This is a genomic window from Porphyromonas uenonis 60-3, assembly GCF_000174775.1.
Taxonomy (GTDB): Bacteria; Bacteroidota; Bacteroidia; order Bacteroidales; family Porphyromonadaceae; genus Porphyromonas; species Porphyromonas uenonis_A.
This window is the reverse complement of the sequence record NZ_ACLR01000182.1, coordinates 1-15482: the sequence shown is the minus strand read 5'-3', so window position 1 is coordinate 15482 and position 15482 is coordinate 1. Positions and strand designations below refer to the sequence as shown.

Genomic DNA, 15482 nt, shown 5'->3' with positions numbered 1-15482 from the left:
CCGTCTATATTATTTGCGGATGATGGTCAGAGAGTGGTCTGTAGCACCGACCTTGAGCAGATAGGTGCCTATAGGTAGGTATGCTAGATCTAGCGTCACCTCGCTCTGCACTAGAGGTAGGAGACGTAGCAACTCACCTCCCGCTCCTAGGAGATATGCGGTCTCGCCAATGTAAGTCGCCGGTACAGAGACGATACAGTAGCTATCTGTAGGGTTAGGGTATACCTTAAGGAGCAAGCTCTCGTCAGGCTCCTCCACACCAGTCTTCTGCTCAAAGGTAGCGACAACGGTCGACTCGCCCGCTACCGTAAACTTCTTTGCCGAGAGGATGTCCTGCTCATTGACCTTCAGGCTCTTGAGCTCGTAGCCCTCATCAGGCGTAGCCTCGACCTTAACCTCTGTACCACGCTCTAGCGTAGCATTAGGCTGGATCTCCTGCTCCCCTGAGAAGAGCTTCAGATGTCCATGCTCTGGCTGTGCAAAGTGAATGGCGTAGGTGACGGGCTTCTTCTGCTCAAAGGTAGCGACAACGGTCGACTCGCCCTCTACCGTAAACTTCTTTGCCGAGAGAATGTCCTGTTTATTGACCTTCAGGCTCTTGAGCTCGTAGCCCTCATCAGGCGTAGCCTCGACCTTAACATCAGTACCACGCTCTAGCGTAGCATTAGGCTGGATCTCCTGCTCCCCTACGAAGAGCTTCAGATGTCCATGCGCTGGCTGTGCAAAGTGAATGGCGTAGGTGACTGGACGTGTAGAGATAAAGATCCCTCGTATAGTCAAGTCTCCCGTAGGTGTAAGCACATAGGTATTCTTATCTGAACTATCCCCTGTTTGCGACTTCTCATTGATTACATAGCGGTCAAAGCGGTAGCCAGCCTTGGGACGTGCCTCTATGTAGACCTTCGTCTTTTCAAGGACGGTGCCACCATCGGGGATAGAAACCTCCTCAACTTCGTCACCATAGAAGCCTACTTGCTTCTTCCAGTAGACCTTGATTGTTCCCCCATCAGCAGGGTCGCTCGCATAGCTAATCTTATATTGCTTAAGACGCTTACAAGTCAATGCGATTTTGCTGTCTTTCTCAAGATATCTAATGTTGAGCCAAGTGGGGTTCCTGCCCTTTGTTACTTTGCCATTGACAGTCCACGAGCCAGCTTCCCAGCCCTTGGAGACTGTCGCCACAAAGTTGACGGCTGTACCCTTAGGCAGTCTCGCTCCAGACTTAAAGAAGACCTTGCCACGACCATTCTCTACGTCAAAGTAGTAAGCCTTGATGGTTCCCCACTCATTAGTCTCTGAGAAGGTAACCAAGCAGCCAGTCGTCGCCTGCGTACCTGCGCCTCTCACGGACGCATGAGCGTAAGACAGACTTGCTAGCATTGTAATAAGGAGGAACCCTAGGAGGATCCAATTGTTGCGTAATAATCTCTGCTTCATAATATATGATATACTATTATAGGTTGTACTACGAAAAGTATCCACACCATCCCCTCTCTAGAGAGGACGTAGCAGACACGATCATCCATCAGACTAGTTATCGGCACAGTCTTGATGACCCCTTTCTTTTGATTCAAGGTGCAAAGGTAGTACGGGTCAGATTTCCTAGCAATACCCACTTCTGGGGATGCCCATACTCATTGTATATCATTTACTTATCTCTCTTCTAAATTCTAACCCCCAACCTCTAAATTCTAACATCTAATCTCTAAATTCCAACATCTAATCTCTAACCTCTAAATTCTAACCTCTAATCTCCTTCCTACCGAGGAAATCAAGAACCGTCAGGGAGGAAACGAAATTTCCCCACGGAGGGGCGAAATAAAAGTTCGGAAGAATGAAATGAAACTTCGGAAGAAGCAAATTGAAGTTCGGAAGAATTTTTCGTTTCCTCGGTGGAGGATTTCAGTTTGCTACCGAGGTGTTTTTGATTTCCTCGGAGGTGTGGGGTCTAGGGAGTCGAAGAGCGTCGGAGTGCCTCGGAGGAGTGAGAGGCTAGAAGTTAGAGATTAGAGGTTAGAAGTTAGAGGTTAGAATTTAGAGATTAGAGTGAGACGCCGCCCTGTAGGAACGCACGGATAGTGTCGAGTCGGAGGGCGTCCGTTGTCAAACGAAGAGACGAGTAACGGCTGTAGGGACGCTCGGTCGAGCGTCCGTCCCCGTTAAAGCCATGGAGCTGTAACTTTTGATACAACAGACGCCCTCCCATTAGATACTCACCGTGCGTCCCTACACCCGCTACTCGTATCGCTTTGACGACAACAGACGCACGAGCCGTGCATCCCAACAGTGGGTTGCACGTCCCGTGCGTCCGTTTATTTCGCCAGTCGTCTCGCTGTAGCGAATTGCGAGGTTACTCGGGGAGGGCGTCGATCTGCGCGAGGATCGTCTCGCCGAGGAGCTTCTTGCGACTGATGTGGTCGTGCACCTCTATGACGAAGGCATTGTCCTCATAGTTGCCTCGCACCTGCTCGAAGTCGATGCGCCGGTTGTGATCCCCATCGAGGTCTATGCCGAAGCCGACCTGCGTGAGCATCTCAAACTCTTTGTGGGCATCCTGGAGGAGGTACTCGTCTAGCGTGATGACGGTCTCTTGCCACTCTTTGATGATCTGTATGACTCGCTCCACGGTGAGATCCTTGGCTGCGATGTCGTACCAACGAAGCAGCAGGTCGTAAGCCCAGTGCCACTCGATCTCGTAGTAACGACTATGTATGGCGCGGATGGCGACGTTGACCTCTTCGAGCGTCTTGATCTGTCCCTCCTTGATCTGTTTGATCAGATTGCGCACGAGCCGACGAGGAGCGATCATACCTGCTAGGTCGAGCCAGTCTGAGAGCCCCTCATTGCTGGTGGGTGGCAGGCAGGCGACAAGTTCGCTTTTGCTCTTGGGAGCTTGGTCCTGGATGCGCTGGATGAGGGAGTTGCCGAGGAACTTGATGATGCCCATCTCGTAGTAGCGACACCCCTTGACTAGGGAGCTATGACGGATGTGCATATCGTGATAGATGTAGGTCGCATCGGCACTGCCGAGGTGCGTCTCCAGCGCCTTGAGCTTGTGCCACCCTTTGTACATTTTACCGACCGTATAGGGCGAGAGGAGGTTATAGTTGATGCAGTCAAGCTTTTCCTCTGGGTGACGCTTATCACGCTTAGGCCACTTCTTGGTATCACGGATGGTTCCGACACTACGCAGGTTGGTGCCTGGCACGAGGTAGCTCTGGTTGTCATTCTCTATAATATAGGAGAAGGGGAAGTCTGACGAATCAATGTGCGCTACGTGACGCCCCATGATCAAGCTAAAAGCACCGATGCGCGAAGGCCACAAGACGTACGAGTCGGATGTGGTCTTACTGCCACGCTCTACGATGCCCTGGTGAATGGGGCCGAGCTTGTAAAGGTGGTTGCTCTGGTTAGATCCACTGCCCGCATTGAGGAAAGAGTAGTAGCCAGCAATCAGGAGGCTACTCTTGTGCATCGTAACGGTAAAAGGACCAGCAAAGACGGCACATGCCTCACCGTTTTCGCACTGACAGTTGGCAAAGAAGAGCGAGTCGTGCGCACTGAAGAGGTGGGTCACCGAGCAACCCTGACCGATGAAGCTACGCGAGACGTTGGAACCGTCTGAGACGACACAACCAGCGGAGAAGATGAAGTCCCGACAGATCACTCCGTAGCCAACCTTTGTGGGGCTCAGAGCCGTACTATTGACAGATCCATTTTCTAGTACAGAGGCGCCAATGATGGAGCTGTGAGGGCCAACCTTGACATTGGTCATAAGACCGCAATGCTTGATGTTGGAGCTCTCGCCGATGGTGCCACGGTCCGAACGCACGGAGTCGGTGTACTCCTCAACAAGCTTAGAGAGTGCAGCCTGTAGTTCCTTGTCGTGGCGATACATGGCCAGCATATAAGCAGTCTGAGCAGTCAGGATGTCGCAGATGGGCACCTCGCGACCGCCTGTCTCGTTGAGTACCTCGACGAGGTAACCATTGCCAAAGGTGGTCTCGCCCATTACCTTGAGAGCGGCTATATCGTGAATAATCACATCGTCAGCGATGTCGTAATGCGAGATGCAGTCCCGCACCCCGTCAATGATGACGCGGTCACCGATGGTACAGTTGATTAGCTTCACATGAGCCAAGCGGTAAGGCTCGACGTAGCTCGGCTCCTCCTCAGAGGGGCGACCGCCACGGTTGTCTCCGATCTCACAGCTCCCGATGAAGTGAACCTGCTGACAGCGACTAGCGTCAAAGTATCTATGAACGCGAATCAAGGACCAGTCCTGCGCTTGGCAGCCCTGATCCGTTAGTTGTTTAATCTCTTTTGAATTAAGCTTTCGCATAGATTATAGGTTGGGTTGTTTGTAGAAGTTTGGGAGAAAATAATAGGATTCTACGCTCACAGCCGATGGGTCTCTGCGATCATCTGGCGGAGCTGTCGTATCCAGTCGTCTGGGAGCTCCTCGACAGCGATGGGCATGCGGTAGCTCCATACATGGTGGGGATTGCTAGGATCATTGATCTGCTCGCTCTGCGGATCGACCGTGGCGCAGTGCTCGGGACTCAGGGCTAGCCAGTCTTGTAGCGGCAGGATGCAGAGTCGTGAGGGGCTCTCTAAGTGCCGGCGCACGATGATCTCCGCCAGCTCGGGCGTGAGCGTCGTGTCGTAGGGGACTCCGTAGTCGGCGAGAAAGTAGTCGTAGTAGCGTCGTGAGCGCGCCTCGTCTTCTGCCCACCACAGGCGCAGTGGGGCGCAGTCGTGCGTTGAGGTGGTAGCGACGCTGTCCTCGGAGAAGTAGGGCGCCGCCTCAAACTCGATGCCGGCACTCTTCGGCATGCGCTCCACGTATAGCTTGAGGATGCCGAGCTCCTCTAGGACGGGGTAGACACACTGGGGGACCATCCCCAGATCCTCGGCACAGAGATGGATGCTCGTAAGATCTTTCAGAAAGGTTAGACGCTCCAGTCCACGCTCGCGCCACAGCTTTTCGTTGCCGCCGTAGTAGTAATCCTCGCAGACGGCTCTCATACGCTCCTGTAGGTCGGGCGACAGCATCGCAAAGGGCGCAGCACTCGCCACGTCGTAGCGAGGCACGTAGCCCGCATCGAGACGCTCGATCCAGAACACCTCTTGCGTCGTCACAGGCTTTTTGCTCGGCGCTATCCACTCTGGTCGTAGTGTCTCAGCGAGTCCTAGCTTTGCAATCTCCCTCTTCAAGTAGCGTCGTGAGGGAAGAAAGTAACCCAGCATCCCAGAGCGCCCGTCACGAGGTATGGACCACATACGGAAGAAGCCTAGCACATGATCCACGCGCAGGTAGTCATAGAAGCGCTCTAGGTAGCCAAAGCGCTCTTGCCATAGCATTTTCCAATTCCTGCGACAAGTTAGGATACCCCAGTTCTGCCCGTCGGGAGAGAAGTAGTCGGGAGGAGCTCCGCAAAAGAGGCGCTTGTTAAATTTGCCTGGGTAAGCAAGCGTGTCCGCCGCATGCGGATCTACCCCCACAGGCAGATCTCCCATGAGTGACAGCCCGTGCTGACGAATCGTTGCCACGGCACGGCGCATCTGTCGCTGCGCCACCATATAGCAGTAAGCGTAGAAGTTGCCCGTACGGACGACCAAGGCTTTATTTTCCTGCTCCAGCTTATTGACCCGCTCCATCGCTTCCCAGAAGTCCCACTCCTCACGATTGAGGTCCGGCAATAGGTCTAGAATCATTCGCTCGCAAACCCAGTAATGCCAGATAGGGGTACTCTTAAAAGGAGCATGCTTGCGAGTCAGCCGTGCATAGCGATTGATCATATCGGTGAAGTATGGCGAAGCGTCCGCTTGCTCCGTAAAAGAAGCCCACAGCCAGCGTCGCTTGAGTTGCCACACCGCCGTATAGTCGAAGGTCTTTTGCGCACTGAGACTCTGAGCCTCCGCACGCAGCTCCTGCTCCAGTTGTTGATCCGCCAGCGGGGGAAGCTGATCCACCGCTATGTAGATCGGATTAAGTGCCGTCGAGGCTAGCGGTCCATAGGGATAGGAGTCACGGCTATCGCCATAGAGGGTGGTATCCTCCAGAGGGAGCAACTGTATGATGCGCACGCCCATACGCTCTGCCACTGGGGCGAACGCCTCCAGAGCGGCAAAGTCTCCACAGCCCGCATCGCCTTGGCGACGCAAGCTAAAGAGGGGGACGGCAATCCCAGTCTGACGCGGTATCTGACTCATATTATATATAGTGTGACCTCAGCGGTAGATTCGGAGAAGCCATGCAGCTCTGACAGAGAGAACTGCACGGCTTCTACAGCATCGCCCATCAGCGGACTAGGGCGACTGCTTTAGGAGAGATATGTGCTAGTGACGCTTACTCCTTGACACGCCCTACGTAAGAGCCGTCTCGCGTATCTACCGTAACCAGGTCGTCCTGATTGATGAAGAGCGGTACGCGGATCTCAGCCCCCGTCTCGACGGTCGCAGGCTTAAGACTATTGGTAGCTGTATCGCCCTTGATACCAGGCTCTGTGTGGGTGATGCGCAGATCTACGTGTGCAGGTAGCTCGCAGGTCAGGACAGTCTCGCTCTCAGCATGTACCATCGCCTCGACCATGTCACCCTCCTTGAGGAAGCGGACACCATCGATCAGATCTCCGTTGATAGCAATCTGGTCAAATGTCTCGGGGTGCATAAAGTGGTAGCCCATCTCATCGTTGTAGAGATACTGATAGGGACGACGCTCTATGCGCACCTCCTCTACCTTGACACCACTATTCCACGTCTTGTCAATGATGCGACCCGTAGCGACGTTGCGTAGCTTCGTACGGACGAAGGCTGGTCCCTTGCCTGGCTTAACGTGGAGAAACTCTACGATGAAGAAGTACTGCCCATCAATGTCTAGGCACATGCCATTGCGAAAGTCTGCTGTTGTAGCCATATATTATTTGTCTATTCAGTGAAGTTACTTAGTTACTTACTGGTGCAAAAGTAGTAAAACATCGGCTACTACGCAAATAGCGTCCGACACCTCTTACTGCGAAAAGAAGGTCATGTGGCGAAGTTTTTGTATTTTTGGAGTGTCATCATTCAATATAAATGGATTACTACTATGAGTACACAAAACCGCATCATACCTCCCAGCGAACTAATCGTCAATGACGATGGCTCTATCTTTCACCTTCATCTGAAGCCCGAGCAGCTGGCTGACAAGATCGTCCTCTGTGGCGATCCCTCTCGTGTGGATATGATCGCCTCCCACTTTGACTCGCAGGAGTGCTCCGTGAGCAATCGTGAGTTTCACACCATCACCGGTACCTATCGTGGCAAGCGAATCACCGTCCAGAGCCACGGCATAGGCTGTGACAACATTGAGATCGTCATCAACGAGCTAGACGCACTCGCCAATATCGACCTACAGACTCGTCAGGTACGTCCCAACCACCGCAAGCTGACGATGGTACGCGTGGGCACCAGTGGCGGGCTACAGCCTGAGACACCGATAGGTACGTATGTCGCAGCACACAAGGCGATTGGCTTCGAGGGGTCGCTCTTTTTCTATGCTAATACGGAGGCAATACGTGACCTCCCCTTTGAGGCAGCGCTCAAGGAGCAGCTACAGTGGCCAATCAAGGGTCTCGATCCCTACGTGGTCAACTGTAGCGAGGCGCTCTACCAGCAGATCGTCGGGGACTATGGCGACATCGTCCGTGGCTGTACGATCGCTGCCAACGGATTTTACGCACCTCAGGGAAGGCAGCTGCGCCTGCCTCTTGCTGATCCGACGCTCAATCAGAAGATTGAAGCTTTTGAGTATGAGGGTCAGCGCATTACCAACTTTGAGATGGAGTCGGCCGCACTCAGTGGCATCGGCAACCTCCTAGGGCACGACACGCTGACCGTCTGCTACATCATCGCAGGCCGTCAGAACTTGAATATGAATACCAACTACAAGCAGGGCATCGACGGGCTCATCGAGCTCGTCCTAGAGCGCATCTAGCGCTCCGCATGCCGAGAGGGCTTAGTCGGCGTGGCTACTAGGCGGGGTTGACACATGACGACCCTGTATCCTAGGAGCCACGCCTGACGATAGCTCAGGGACATAGGCATTTAGCCTCGCTACGGAGCTCTATAAACGCACATTCTAGTGACGACTACATCTCCGCCGATTGCAATTTCTCCCGAGGAATTTGAGGAACTCCACGGAGCAAATGAAAATTCTTCACGGAACCGGGAAATAAAAGTTCGGAAGAATGAAATGAAACTTCGGAAGAAAGAAATCAAAGTTCCGAAGATTTTTTCCGTTTCTCACTGGATAATCGAAGATCTCCACCAAGGAATTGTTTGATTTCCTTGATAGTGCCGTAGATGAACTCATCCCATATCAGGCGTTCTCCAGACGGCAAAGTCCTCTTCTTACTTGTCGTGTGACTATTTTTTCGTACCTTTAGAGTGTCAAGGTGATACTCCACCACTTTATAGGCGTAAGGAGAGTCACCGAGACAGAGATCTGCGGACGTAATCTGCAGACGCATGAACCAAGACAATAATATTCACTATAAAAGAACAGAACAGATATGAACAACACCGGACGTATAGCACTAGGCATTGCTATAGGCGCTGCTATCGGCGCTGCCATCACCTACCTCTCTGACCGCGACAAGCGTGATCAGCTCTATGACGACCTCAGCACGACGGCCGACCGCACTCGTGATACTCTCGTAGAGGGATACTATGAGGCTAAGGATCGCTTTGAGACTTATCGCGACAAGCTTCGTAAGCGTAGCAAAGACTTTGCTGAGGAGGTCGAGGAGCAGTTTGACGAGACCATAGGCAAGGCTAAGGAGACCGCTAGCAAAGCTAAGGAAACGCTAGACGAAGCTAAGAAAGCTGTCAAGTAGTCTATCGCACTGAGACTATCCCCACTGAGCTGTAACATTGAGCTATACACAAGAGCCATACACACTCAACTAGCACTTAGAGAGTAGCACGCTCATCCGCACCCGAGAGACGACCAGTCCCTCACGACAGATGAGTACGCTACTCTCTTGCTTATCTCTAGTCTCTAATATATCTAACCTCTAAAGTCTCACCTCTAATATCTAGTCTCTATGCAAGACTTCAAGACTTCGCGCTTTATCTATCACACCAAGGAGTACCTTAAGGCATCGGCGCGCCAAGCGATCTACTCGAGCACTGATACGGGTATGAAGGTTGTCGGCAACCTTGTGGCGCTACTTTTAGTACTCGCGCTCATCCCCTTCGTGATGCTCCTCTTACTCTTAGCTGGGGTAGCTGGTATCAATGTGTGGCTAGAGCTAGGATGGGGGTGGAGCCTACTCATAGGTGCTGGAGTCTTACTACTACTAGTCCTCATCACACTACTCCTGCGCAAGGTTATCGTACGCTCCGTCAGCACGTGCATCTACCGTAGACTGCACAGTTCGCTAGCCAAGATAGACGACAAACTACGCCCGCAGCCAATGCCCGAGGACTACGCTACTGAGAGCGAAGAGCCACTCTACCCCACCAACGATGAGCCTACCACGCCAACCCGCTAACTAGACTATACGACCATGAAGAAAAGAGTATCATACCAAGACTTCCAAAGACGTCAGAAACTCGCTGAGGCTGATCTCCAGATCGCTGAGCGTGTCTGGCAGAGAGACATAGAGTATATCAAGGAGCAGGGTGTCAAGAAGACAATCATTGACGAGGTCAAGGATCAGATCGTTCCTCCCAAATCGTTTCTAGGGCGCATCATCACCCCGTCTAAGCGACGTAGCAGAGGCAAAAGTTCGCTACTAGACAGATTGCTGGGAGGCTTCACACGCTCCACCGATAGGTCGCTGACACGAGGCGACTATGCCAGTGAGGTGCAGGGCGCAGTGCCAGAGCCTACTGGACGTACACAGCAACTGATTAGCACAGGGCTAGCAATCGCCAAGCCGATCTTGTGGACCGTAGGTCTGGGCATAGCAAAAGGGTACCTCCGCCGTAAGTTCAAGCCTCTGCGTCTCTTCATCCGCTAAGCCCTCTAGAGCCTAGGATCTTCGTCATAAGTGCTCACCAGCACAAGAGGCTTCAATCGCTTATTTCAGTACCTTTGCGGAGCGTAAGGTCACGCCTTAGTTTTAGTCTCTCTTGGCATTGTATTTTTCCGAAGCTTTATGCACCTCATAAGTAGATATCTCCTTATTCTCTTGCTAGCAGTCGGCTCCTATCCACTCGTAGCGCAGGAGCGAGCCGAGCTAGAGCAGTGCTATCAGACGATCATCGAGCGACCCCTCGGCGTAGCCCCCGCCATCAGCGACAGCGCTTGGGGTCAACTCATTCAGAAGGCGCTCGACAGACCCGACTCCACCGTCACCTTGCAGACCAAGTCTCAGGCTTCGCTGGAGATGCGGATAGACAAAGCTCGTCTTCGCTGCACAATCTCCGTTTCTGGCCTGCTTACCTACGAACTACTACGTGCGCCTTGGCGCATTCAGGGCGAACAACCCCTACTGCAGATCACCACGATTGAGAAGCCTTACCGTGTGAGCCAGCTCACAGCCTTCCTACCCAAGCGAGATCAGCAGTGGGAGCTGAACCCTACCATACCATACACGGACTGGCTTTTACATGCTAAGGAACCAGTACCGACCTCTTCTGAATCTCTTTTGACCCAGATGCCGATCGTGCTAGCCTTCGCCACAGAGCAGGGCAGGCGAGAGGTGCGGATCCTTGCGACGCCTTCGCTAGAGGGCTGGACTACTAAGGAGGAGGCCAAGCGCATCCAAGAACTCATCAGCATATCGCCCCAACCTTATCAACTGACACGGCGGGGCATCTTGAAACGAATCAAGTAAGACCCATGGCTAGACTAGACAACAAGCACATCAAGTACATCATCGCTGGAGCGGCTCTCGTGGTGCTCCTCGTCATCGTTGGTGCATGGATATATATAAGGAGTGAGCGACAGCAGATGCAGAGCGTCCAGAGCGAACTGGTCGACATGGAGAAGCAACGCATGCAGCAAGAGCTAGACGAGCTCGCAGCGCAGTATCAGCTACAGTACGACAAGCTCGCCTCAGCATCGGGCGAGACGAGTATCTCCTTTGACAATGATGAGCTACTCGCTCAGCTGGAAAGCGAGCAAGAGCGTGTCAAGCAACTAAGCCAAGAGCTTGCCACCGTAAAGTCGTCCAATGCGAAGCGCATCAGCGAGCTAACGGGCGAGATCAATACGCTCCGCGCCCTACTCCGTAGTTACATTGTACAGATCGACTCGCTCCATGCGACCAATGAGCGACTAGTAGCCGAGAACCAGCAGGTCAAGGAGGACTACTCCCGCGTCAGCAGTGAGGCTTCACGGCTCACGGAGGAGAAGGCCGCACTATCCAATCAGGTCGCCATCGCGGCTCGCCTAGACCTTTCTGGGCTTTCTGTCTCTCCGCTCAACAATCGGGGCAAGCGCACCTCACGCATTGACAAGGTAGAGACACTGGCGGTCTCTTTTACCCTCAAGAAGAATGTCACCGCTCCCGTCGGTAACAAAGCTATCTACGTACGTATCCTCAACCCAAACGATATGCCGATGAGTGGCTCTGGCGGAGCCTTCAGCTTCGAGGGACAGACTCTTCAGGCGACAGCCTCCAAGAGCATTGAGTACACGGGCGAGGACACCCCCGTCACCATCTATTGTCAGATCACACAGGCGCTTCTCTCGGGAAGCTACCGCGCAGACGTTTTTGCCGATGGACATCGCATCGGACACACCACCTTTACCCTATGATGAGAGATCTATTAGCGTCACTGCGAGGCGCACTGATACTCGCACTCTGTGGCATTCTCACCAGCTCCCTCTGCGCACAGACGGAGCCTCTCAAGCTGTCGCTACACGACTGCATACGTTACCACCAGGAGAGCCCCGCGCCCTCCGCACAGCTAGAAGCACAGCGACAAGTAGCGCACGCCACACGCCTCAAGGCTCAGAGCAACTTCTTCCCGCAGGTCTCCCTCTCGGGCGGATGGCTCTACACCCCAGCGAAGCTTAAGCCCTTCTCAATTGATCTCTCCTCTTGGCTTCCTCCAATGCAGTTGCCGAAGCTCCCTGGCGTACCCACGCTGAGCGAAGCACAGTCTTGGCTAGACGACAAGATGAGTCTTGAGCTAGGTCACATCTTCTACGGATCCCTCTCGCTACGCCAGCCTATCTTCGCTGGTGGTCGCATCTATAACGGGATGCGTCTGGCGCAGATTGGCGAGCAAGCTGCCGAGTACCAGTGGACCATCCAGCAGCGTGGCGAGGAGGAGCAAATCGCTAAGACCTATTGGCAGGCGGTGCAGCTACAGGAGCAGTTGCAAGCGATCGGTCAGTTCAATGCTATGCTAGCAAAACGCTCGCCGACGTCTCCGCCATGAAGGATCAAGGAGTCGTCGCTGACCGTGAAGTGGTCTCCGTACGAGTCAACCGCAACAACGCTAAGCTCCAGGAAGGTAAGCTACGCGAGGGCTTGCAGGCTTTGCTGATTCTACTCAAGCATCAGTGTCGCATCCCCGCCGAGCAAGCGATAGAGCTTACGCCAGACTTCACCCTCGCCAGCCATCAACCGATCGATCCGTGCCAGCCCAAGCTATACAGCACGGTCAATCCGATGGAACGTGTCGAGCTCAAAGCTGCTAACCTAGCCGTCGAGGCGGAGAAGCGACGTGCTCAGATGGCACTCGGAGAGATGCTCCCCGAGGTAGGCTTCACGGCACAGTTGCTCACTATGTCTCCCAATCCTATGGACGGGTTCAAGAAGCAGTTTGGTACTACCTGGATGGTCGGCGTAGCCGTTCAGATACCCATCACGGGCATCTACCAAGGAGTGCAGAGTCGCACCGCAGCGCTTGCCAACCAGCAGGTACGTCAGCTAGAGTTGCAAGACGCAGAGCGTGCTATCCAAATGCAAAACGAGCAAGCCTCACGGCAACTCACCGAGGCACTCACGACGCTATGCCGAGACAGAGCAGATCCGCACCGACGCAAAGCTCAACCTCGACCTCTCGACCGAGGGACACAAGGAGGGCGTCGGTCACACTCGAGACGCTCTCGCTAGCGCAGCGCAACTGGCTCGAGTCGGAGATGCAGTACATCGAGACCTTCGTCGCCGTGCGCCTAGCGCAGCTCGCCGTCAACGTCGCCACCGGTCAGCCCCTCGACCTCTAGACTCCACCCACAACAAAGTCATTAGACGAACTAACCGACCGTGCGGTCACAGAGTTACATCAGTAGCTCCGTGACCGCTCTTCATTTCACGCACCCTGCGCTCCATCTCCTACGAGGCTTCAGTGCCGACATCGGATGGCACTACAGTTTCATACGGGTGAAACTTCAGTTTCATATGGGTGAAACTAGAGTTTCATACGGGAGAAACTAGAGTTTCATACGGGAGAAACTAGAGTTTCATACGAGAGAAACTACAGTTTCGGCTGGATGGCACCAACGCTACGCCTGGTCGAGGCGAACTTTTGCAACGGAGTTGCACTCAGTTAGCTCTACCTTTGCCTTCGTAACAGTAACTCTCTATCGTTATGAATAAGAAACTAATCCGCATCATACTCACAGCCCTGCTACTCATCGGGGCTTATATCGTAGAGCGCACCTCGGCACTCCCGATGTGGCAGCTCCTCTTGGTCTACCTCGTGCCATACCTTATTATAGGGTACGACGTACTCGGTGAGGCGGTCGAAGGGGTGGCGCATGGCGAACTCTTCGATGAGCACTTCCTCATGAGCATCGCCACCGTGGGCGCACTCTGCATAGGCTTCCTGCCAGGTGCCGAGGCGCAGTTCCCCGAGGCGGTCTTCGTCATGCTTTTCTTCCAGCTGGGCGAGCTCTTTGAGGGATACGCCGAGGGCAAGAGCCGTCGTGCCGTCTCCCACCTCCTCGAGATACGCCCCGACACGGCACACGTGGCTGCGTGACGGCGTTGAGCAGACAGTCGCACCTGAGGAGGTGGCCGTGGGTGAGACGATCATCATCAAGCCTGGCGAAAGGGTACCACTTGATGGCTTCATCGTCGAGGGCTCCTCAGCGCTCAATACGGTCGCACTAACGGGCGAAAGCGTACCCCGCAGCGTCACCGTCGAGGACGAAGTTATGTCTGGCTGTGTCAACCTCTCGGGACTTCTCTCCGTCCGTGTTGCCAAGACAGCGGGAGACTCCACCGCTTCGAAGATTATCGAGATGGTCGAGCACGCCACCGATCATAAGTCACGGAGCGAGACGTTCATACGTCGCTTCGCCCGTGTCTACACCCCCGTCGTGGTGATCGTAGCGCTCCTGCTCGCCTTCCTGCCGCCACTCCTGATGGGCAGCTTCGCCGACCACTTCGCCACCTGGCTGTACCGTGCGCTGACCTTCCTAGTCATCTCCTGCCCCTGCGCTCTAGTCATCTCCATCCCGCTCTCCTTCTTTGCGGGCATCGGAGGCGCTTCACGGGCTGGTATCTTGGTCAAAGGGGCTAACTATATGGACGCTTTGGCGAAGGCACGTGCCGTCCTTTTTGACAAAACAGGCACCCTGACGAAAGGCACTTTTACCGCTAATGCCATACACCCGACAGCCTGCGAAGCGAACCATCTACTACATATGGTGGCTCACGTGGAGCGTCACTCTACACACCCGATCGCTACCTCGTTGCGTAACGCTTACCCCAACGAACAAGACGACTGCACCATCGAGGAGGTCGAGGAGCTGGCTGGGCGTGGGGTCAAGGCGCGTGTCAACGGCTCCGTAGTTCACGTAGGTAACGTAGCCCTGATGGAATCTATAGGGGCTCAGTGGCACCCCTGCGACCATGCGGGCACCATCGTACACGCCGCCATCGACGGCACCTATGCGGGACATATCGTCGTCTCCGACACGATCAAGGAGGAGTCTAGCCAAGCCATCGAGGCGCTGAGCCGTCTAGGCATCCGCCAGCTGGTCATGCTCACGGGCGACCACGAGGAGGTGGCTCAGCAGATCTCCAAGCAGGTGGGTATCACCGAGTACTATGCGGATCTGCTCCCAGCGGACAAGTTGTCTCGCCTTGAGGCGATCCTCCAGCAGCCAGCCCGAGGCACCGTCCTCTTCGTAGGCGACGGTATCAACGATGCGCCAGTCCTAGCGCGTGCCGATGTGGGTATCGCCATGGGCGGACTCGGCTCTGACGCTGCCATAGAGGCGGCCGACGTGGTCATTATGGATGACAACCCGCTCAAGATAGCAACCGCCATACGCATCGCACGCCACACCGTCGGCATCGCACTGCAGAACGCATGGTTTGCCATCGGTATCAAGGTGCTGGTACTCCTCCTAGCCTTGCTCGGTGTAGCCTCCATGTGGATGGCCGTCTTCGCTGACGTAGGCGTCACAGTCCTCGCCGTGCTCAATGCGATGCGCGCCCTGCGCCCTGTCAAAGTTAGCAGATCAAGCAACTAAAGCCGACACACGATCCCTATAAAACCCAATATCCACGGAGATATGCGCC

12 protein-coding genes and 1 pseudogene are annotated in these 15482 nt (G+C 54.3%); 9 read left to right on the top strand and 4 right to left on the bottom strand.

Annotated features, from left to right (window positions below; all coding sequences use genetic code 11):
- Positions 1–9: 9 nt before the first annotated feature.
- The 4 genes from PORUE0001_RS06940 to efp form a co-directional block, all read right to left on the bottom strand.
- Positions 10–1380, bottom strand: a complete 1371-nt coding sequence (locus PORUE0001_RS06940) for an InlB B-repeat-containing protein (protein WP_198400685.1) — start codon at positions 1378–1380, stop codon at positions 10–12.
- 970 nt (positions 1381–2350) lie between these two features.
- Entirely contained in the window at positions 2351–4342 is a 1992-nt protein-coding gene (locus PORUE0001_RS06935) for a DUF4954 family protein (RefSeq protein WP_007365727.1), read from the bottom strand.
- 56 nt (positions 4343–4398) lie between these two features.
- Positions 4399–6216, bottom strand: a complete 1818-nt coding sequence (locus PORUE0001_RS06930) for a 4-alpha-glucanotransferase (protein WP_007365795.1) — start codon at positions 6214–6216, stop codon at positions 4399–4401.
- Positions 6217–6352: 136 nt separating this feature from the next.
- The gene (gene efp, locus PORUE0001_RS06925; protein ID WP_007365806.1) at positions 6353–6919 is read right to left on the bottom strand and encodes an elongation factor P; all 567 of its coding nucleotides are present in this window, start codon (positions 6917–6919) and stop codon (positions 6353–6355) included.
- 171 nt (positions 6920–7090) lie between these two features.
- Between efp and PORUE0001_RS06920 the strand changes: the two genes are divergently transcribed.
- The 9 genes and pseudogenes from PORUE0001_RS06920 (at position 7091) to PORUE0001_RS06875 (ending at position 15433) form a co-directional block, all read left to right on the top strand.
- Positions 7091–7978, top strand: a complete 888-nt coding sequence (locus PORUE0001_RS06920; RefSeq protein WP_007365802.1) for a nucleoside phosphorylase — start codon at positions 7091–7093, stop codon at positions 7976–7978.
- Positions 7979–8555: 577 nt separating this feature from the next.
- Complete coding sequence (locus PORUE0001_RS06910; RefSeq protein WP_007365742.1) at positions 8556–8879, top strand: YtxH domain-containing protein; 324 nt, start codon at positions 8556–8558, stop codon at positions 8877–8879.
- Positions 8880–9089: 210 nt separating this feature from the next.
- Entirely contained in the window at positions 9090–9539 is a 450-nt protein-coding gene (locus tag PORUE0001_RS06905; protein ID WP_007365816.1) for a hypothetical protein, read from the top strand.
- Between the two features lie 15 nt (positions 9540–9554).
- A complete protein-coding gene (locus PORUE0001_RS06900) occupies positions 9555–10010 on the top strand; it encodes a hypothetical protein (RefSeq protein WP_007365790.1) in 456 nt (151 codons plus the stop codon).
- 138 nt (positions 10011–10148) lie between these two features.
- A complete protein-coding gene (locus PORUE0001_RS06895; RefSeq protein ID WP_039865762.1) occupies positions 10149–10829 on the top strand; it encodes a hypothetical protein in 681 nt (226 codons plus the stop codon).
- Between the two features lie 5 nt (positions 10830–10834).
- Positions 10835–11755, top strand: a complete 921-nt coding sequence (locus PORUE0001_RS06890) for a hypothetical protein (protein WP_007365772.1) — start codon at positions 10835–10837, stop codon at positions 11753–11755.
- A complete protein-coding gene (locus PORUE0001_RS10935) occupies positions 11752–12384 on the top strand; it encodes a TolC family protein (RefSeq protein ID WP_007365794.1) in 633 nt (210 codons plus the stop codon). The genes PORUE0001_RS06890 and PORUE0001_RS10935 overlap by 4 nt, the downstream gene beginning before the upstream one ends.
- Complete coding sequence (locus PORUE0001_RS10930) at positions 12381–13064, top strand: TolC family protein (RefSeq protein WP_007365758.1); 684 nt, start codon at positions 12381–12383, stop codon at positions 13062–13064. The genes PORUE0001_RS10935 and PORUE0001_RS10930 overlap by 4 nt, the downstream gene beginning before the upstream one ends.
- Before the next feature lie 475 nt (positions 13065–13539).
- Positions 13540–15433: pseudogene (locus PORUE0001_RS06875) on the top strand (heavy metal translocating P-type ATPase).
- Positions 15434–15482: the final 49 nt, after the last annotated feature.

Excerpts from the sequence above, each read along its gene's own strand:
- PORUE0001_RS10935 (WP_007365794.1), top strand. The coding sequence starts at position 11,752 with ATGATGAGAGATCTATTAGCGTCACTGCGAGGCGCACTGATACTCGCA.
- efp (WP_007365806.1), bottom strand. The coding sequence starts at position 6,919 with ATGGCTACAACAGCAGACTTTCGCAATGGCATGTGCCTAGACATTGAT.
- PORUE0001_RS06905 (WP_007365816.1), top strand. The coding sequence starts at position 9,090 with ATGCAAGACTTCAAGACTTCGCGCTTTATCTATCACACCAAGGAGTAC.
- PORUE0001_RS06910 (WP_007365742.1), top strand. The coding sequence starts at position 8,556 with ATGAACAACACCGGACGTATAGCACTAGGCATTGCTATAGGCGCTGCT.
- PORUE0001_RS06940 (WP_198400685.1), bottom strand. The coding sequence starts at position 1,380 with ATGCTAGCAAGTCTGTCTTACGCTCATGCGTCCGTGAGAGGCGCAGGT.
- PORUE0001_RS06900 (WP_007365790.1), top strand. The coding sequence starts at position 9,555 with ATGAAGAAAAGAGTATCATACCAAGACTTCCAAAGACGTCAGAAACTC.
- PORUE0001_RS06930 (WP_007365795.1), bottom strand. The coding sequence starts at position 6,216 with ATGAGTCAGATACCGCGTCAGACTGGGATTGCCGTCCCCCTCTTTAGC.
- PORUE0001_RS06935 (WP_007365727.1), bottom strand. The coding sequence starts at position 4,342 with ATGCGAAAGCTTAATTCAAAAGAGATTAAACAACTAACGGATCAGGGC.
- PORUE0001_RS06890 (WP_007365772.1), top strand. The coding sequence starts at position 10,835 with ATGGCTAGACTAGACAACAAGCACATCAAGTACATCATCGCTGGAGCG.
- PORUE0001_RS06895 (WP_039865762.1), top strand. The coding sequence starts at position 10,149 with ATGCACCTCATAAGTAGATATCTCCTTATTCTCTTGCTAGCAGTCGGC.
- PORUE0001_RS06920 (WP_007365802.1), top strand. The coding sequence starts at position 7,091 with ATGAGTACACAAAACCGCATCATACCTCCCAGCGAACTAATCGTCAAT.
- PORUE0001_RS10930 (WP_007365758.1), top strand. The coding sequence starts at position 12,381 with ATGAAGGATCAAGGAGTCGTCGCTGACCGTGAAGTGGTCTCCGTACGA.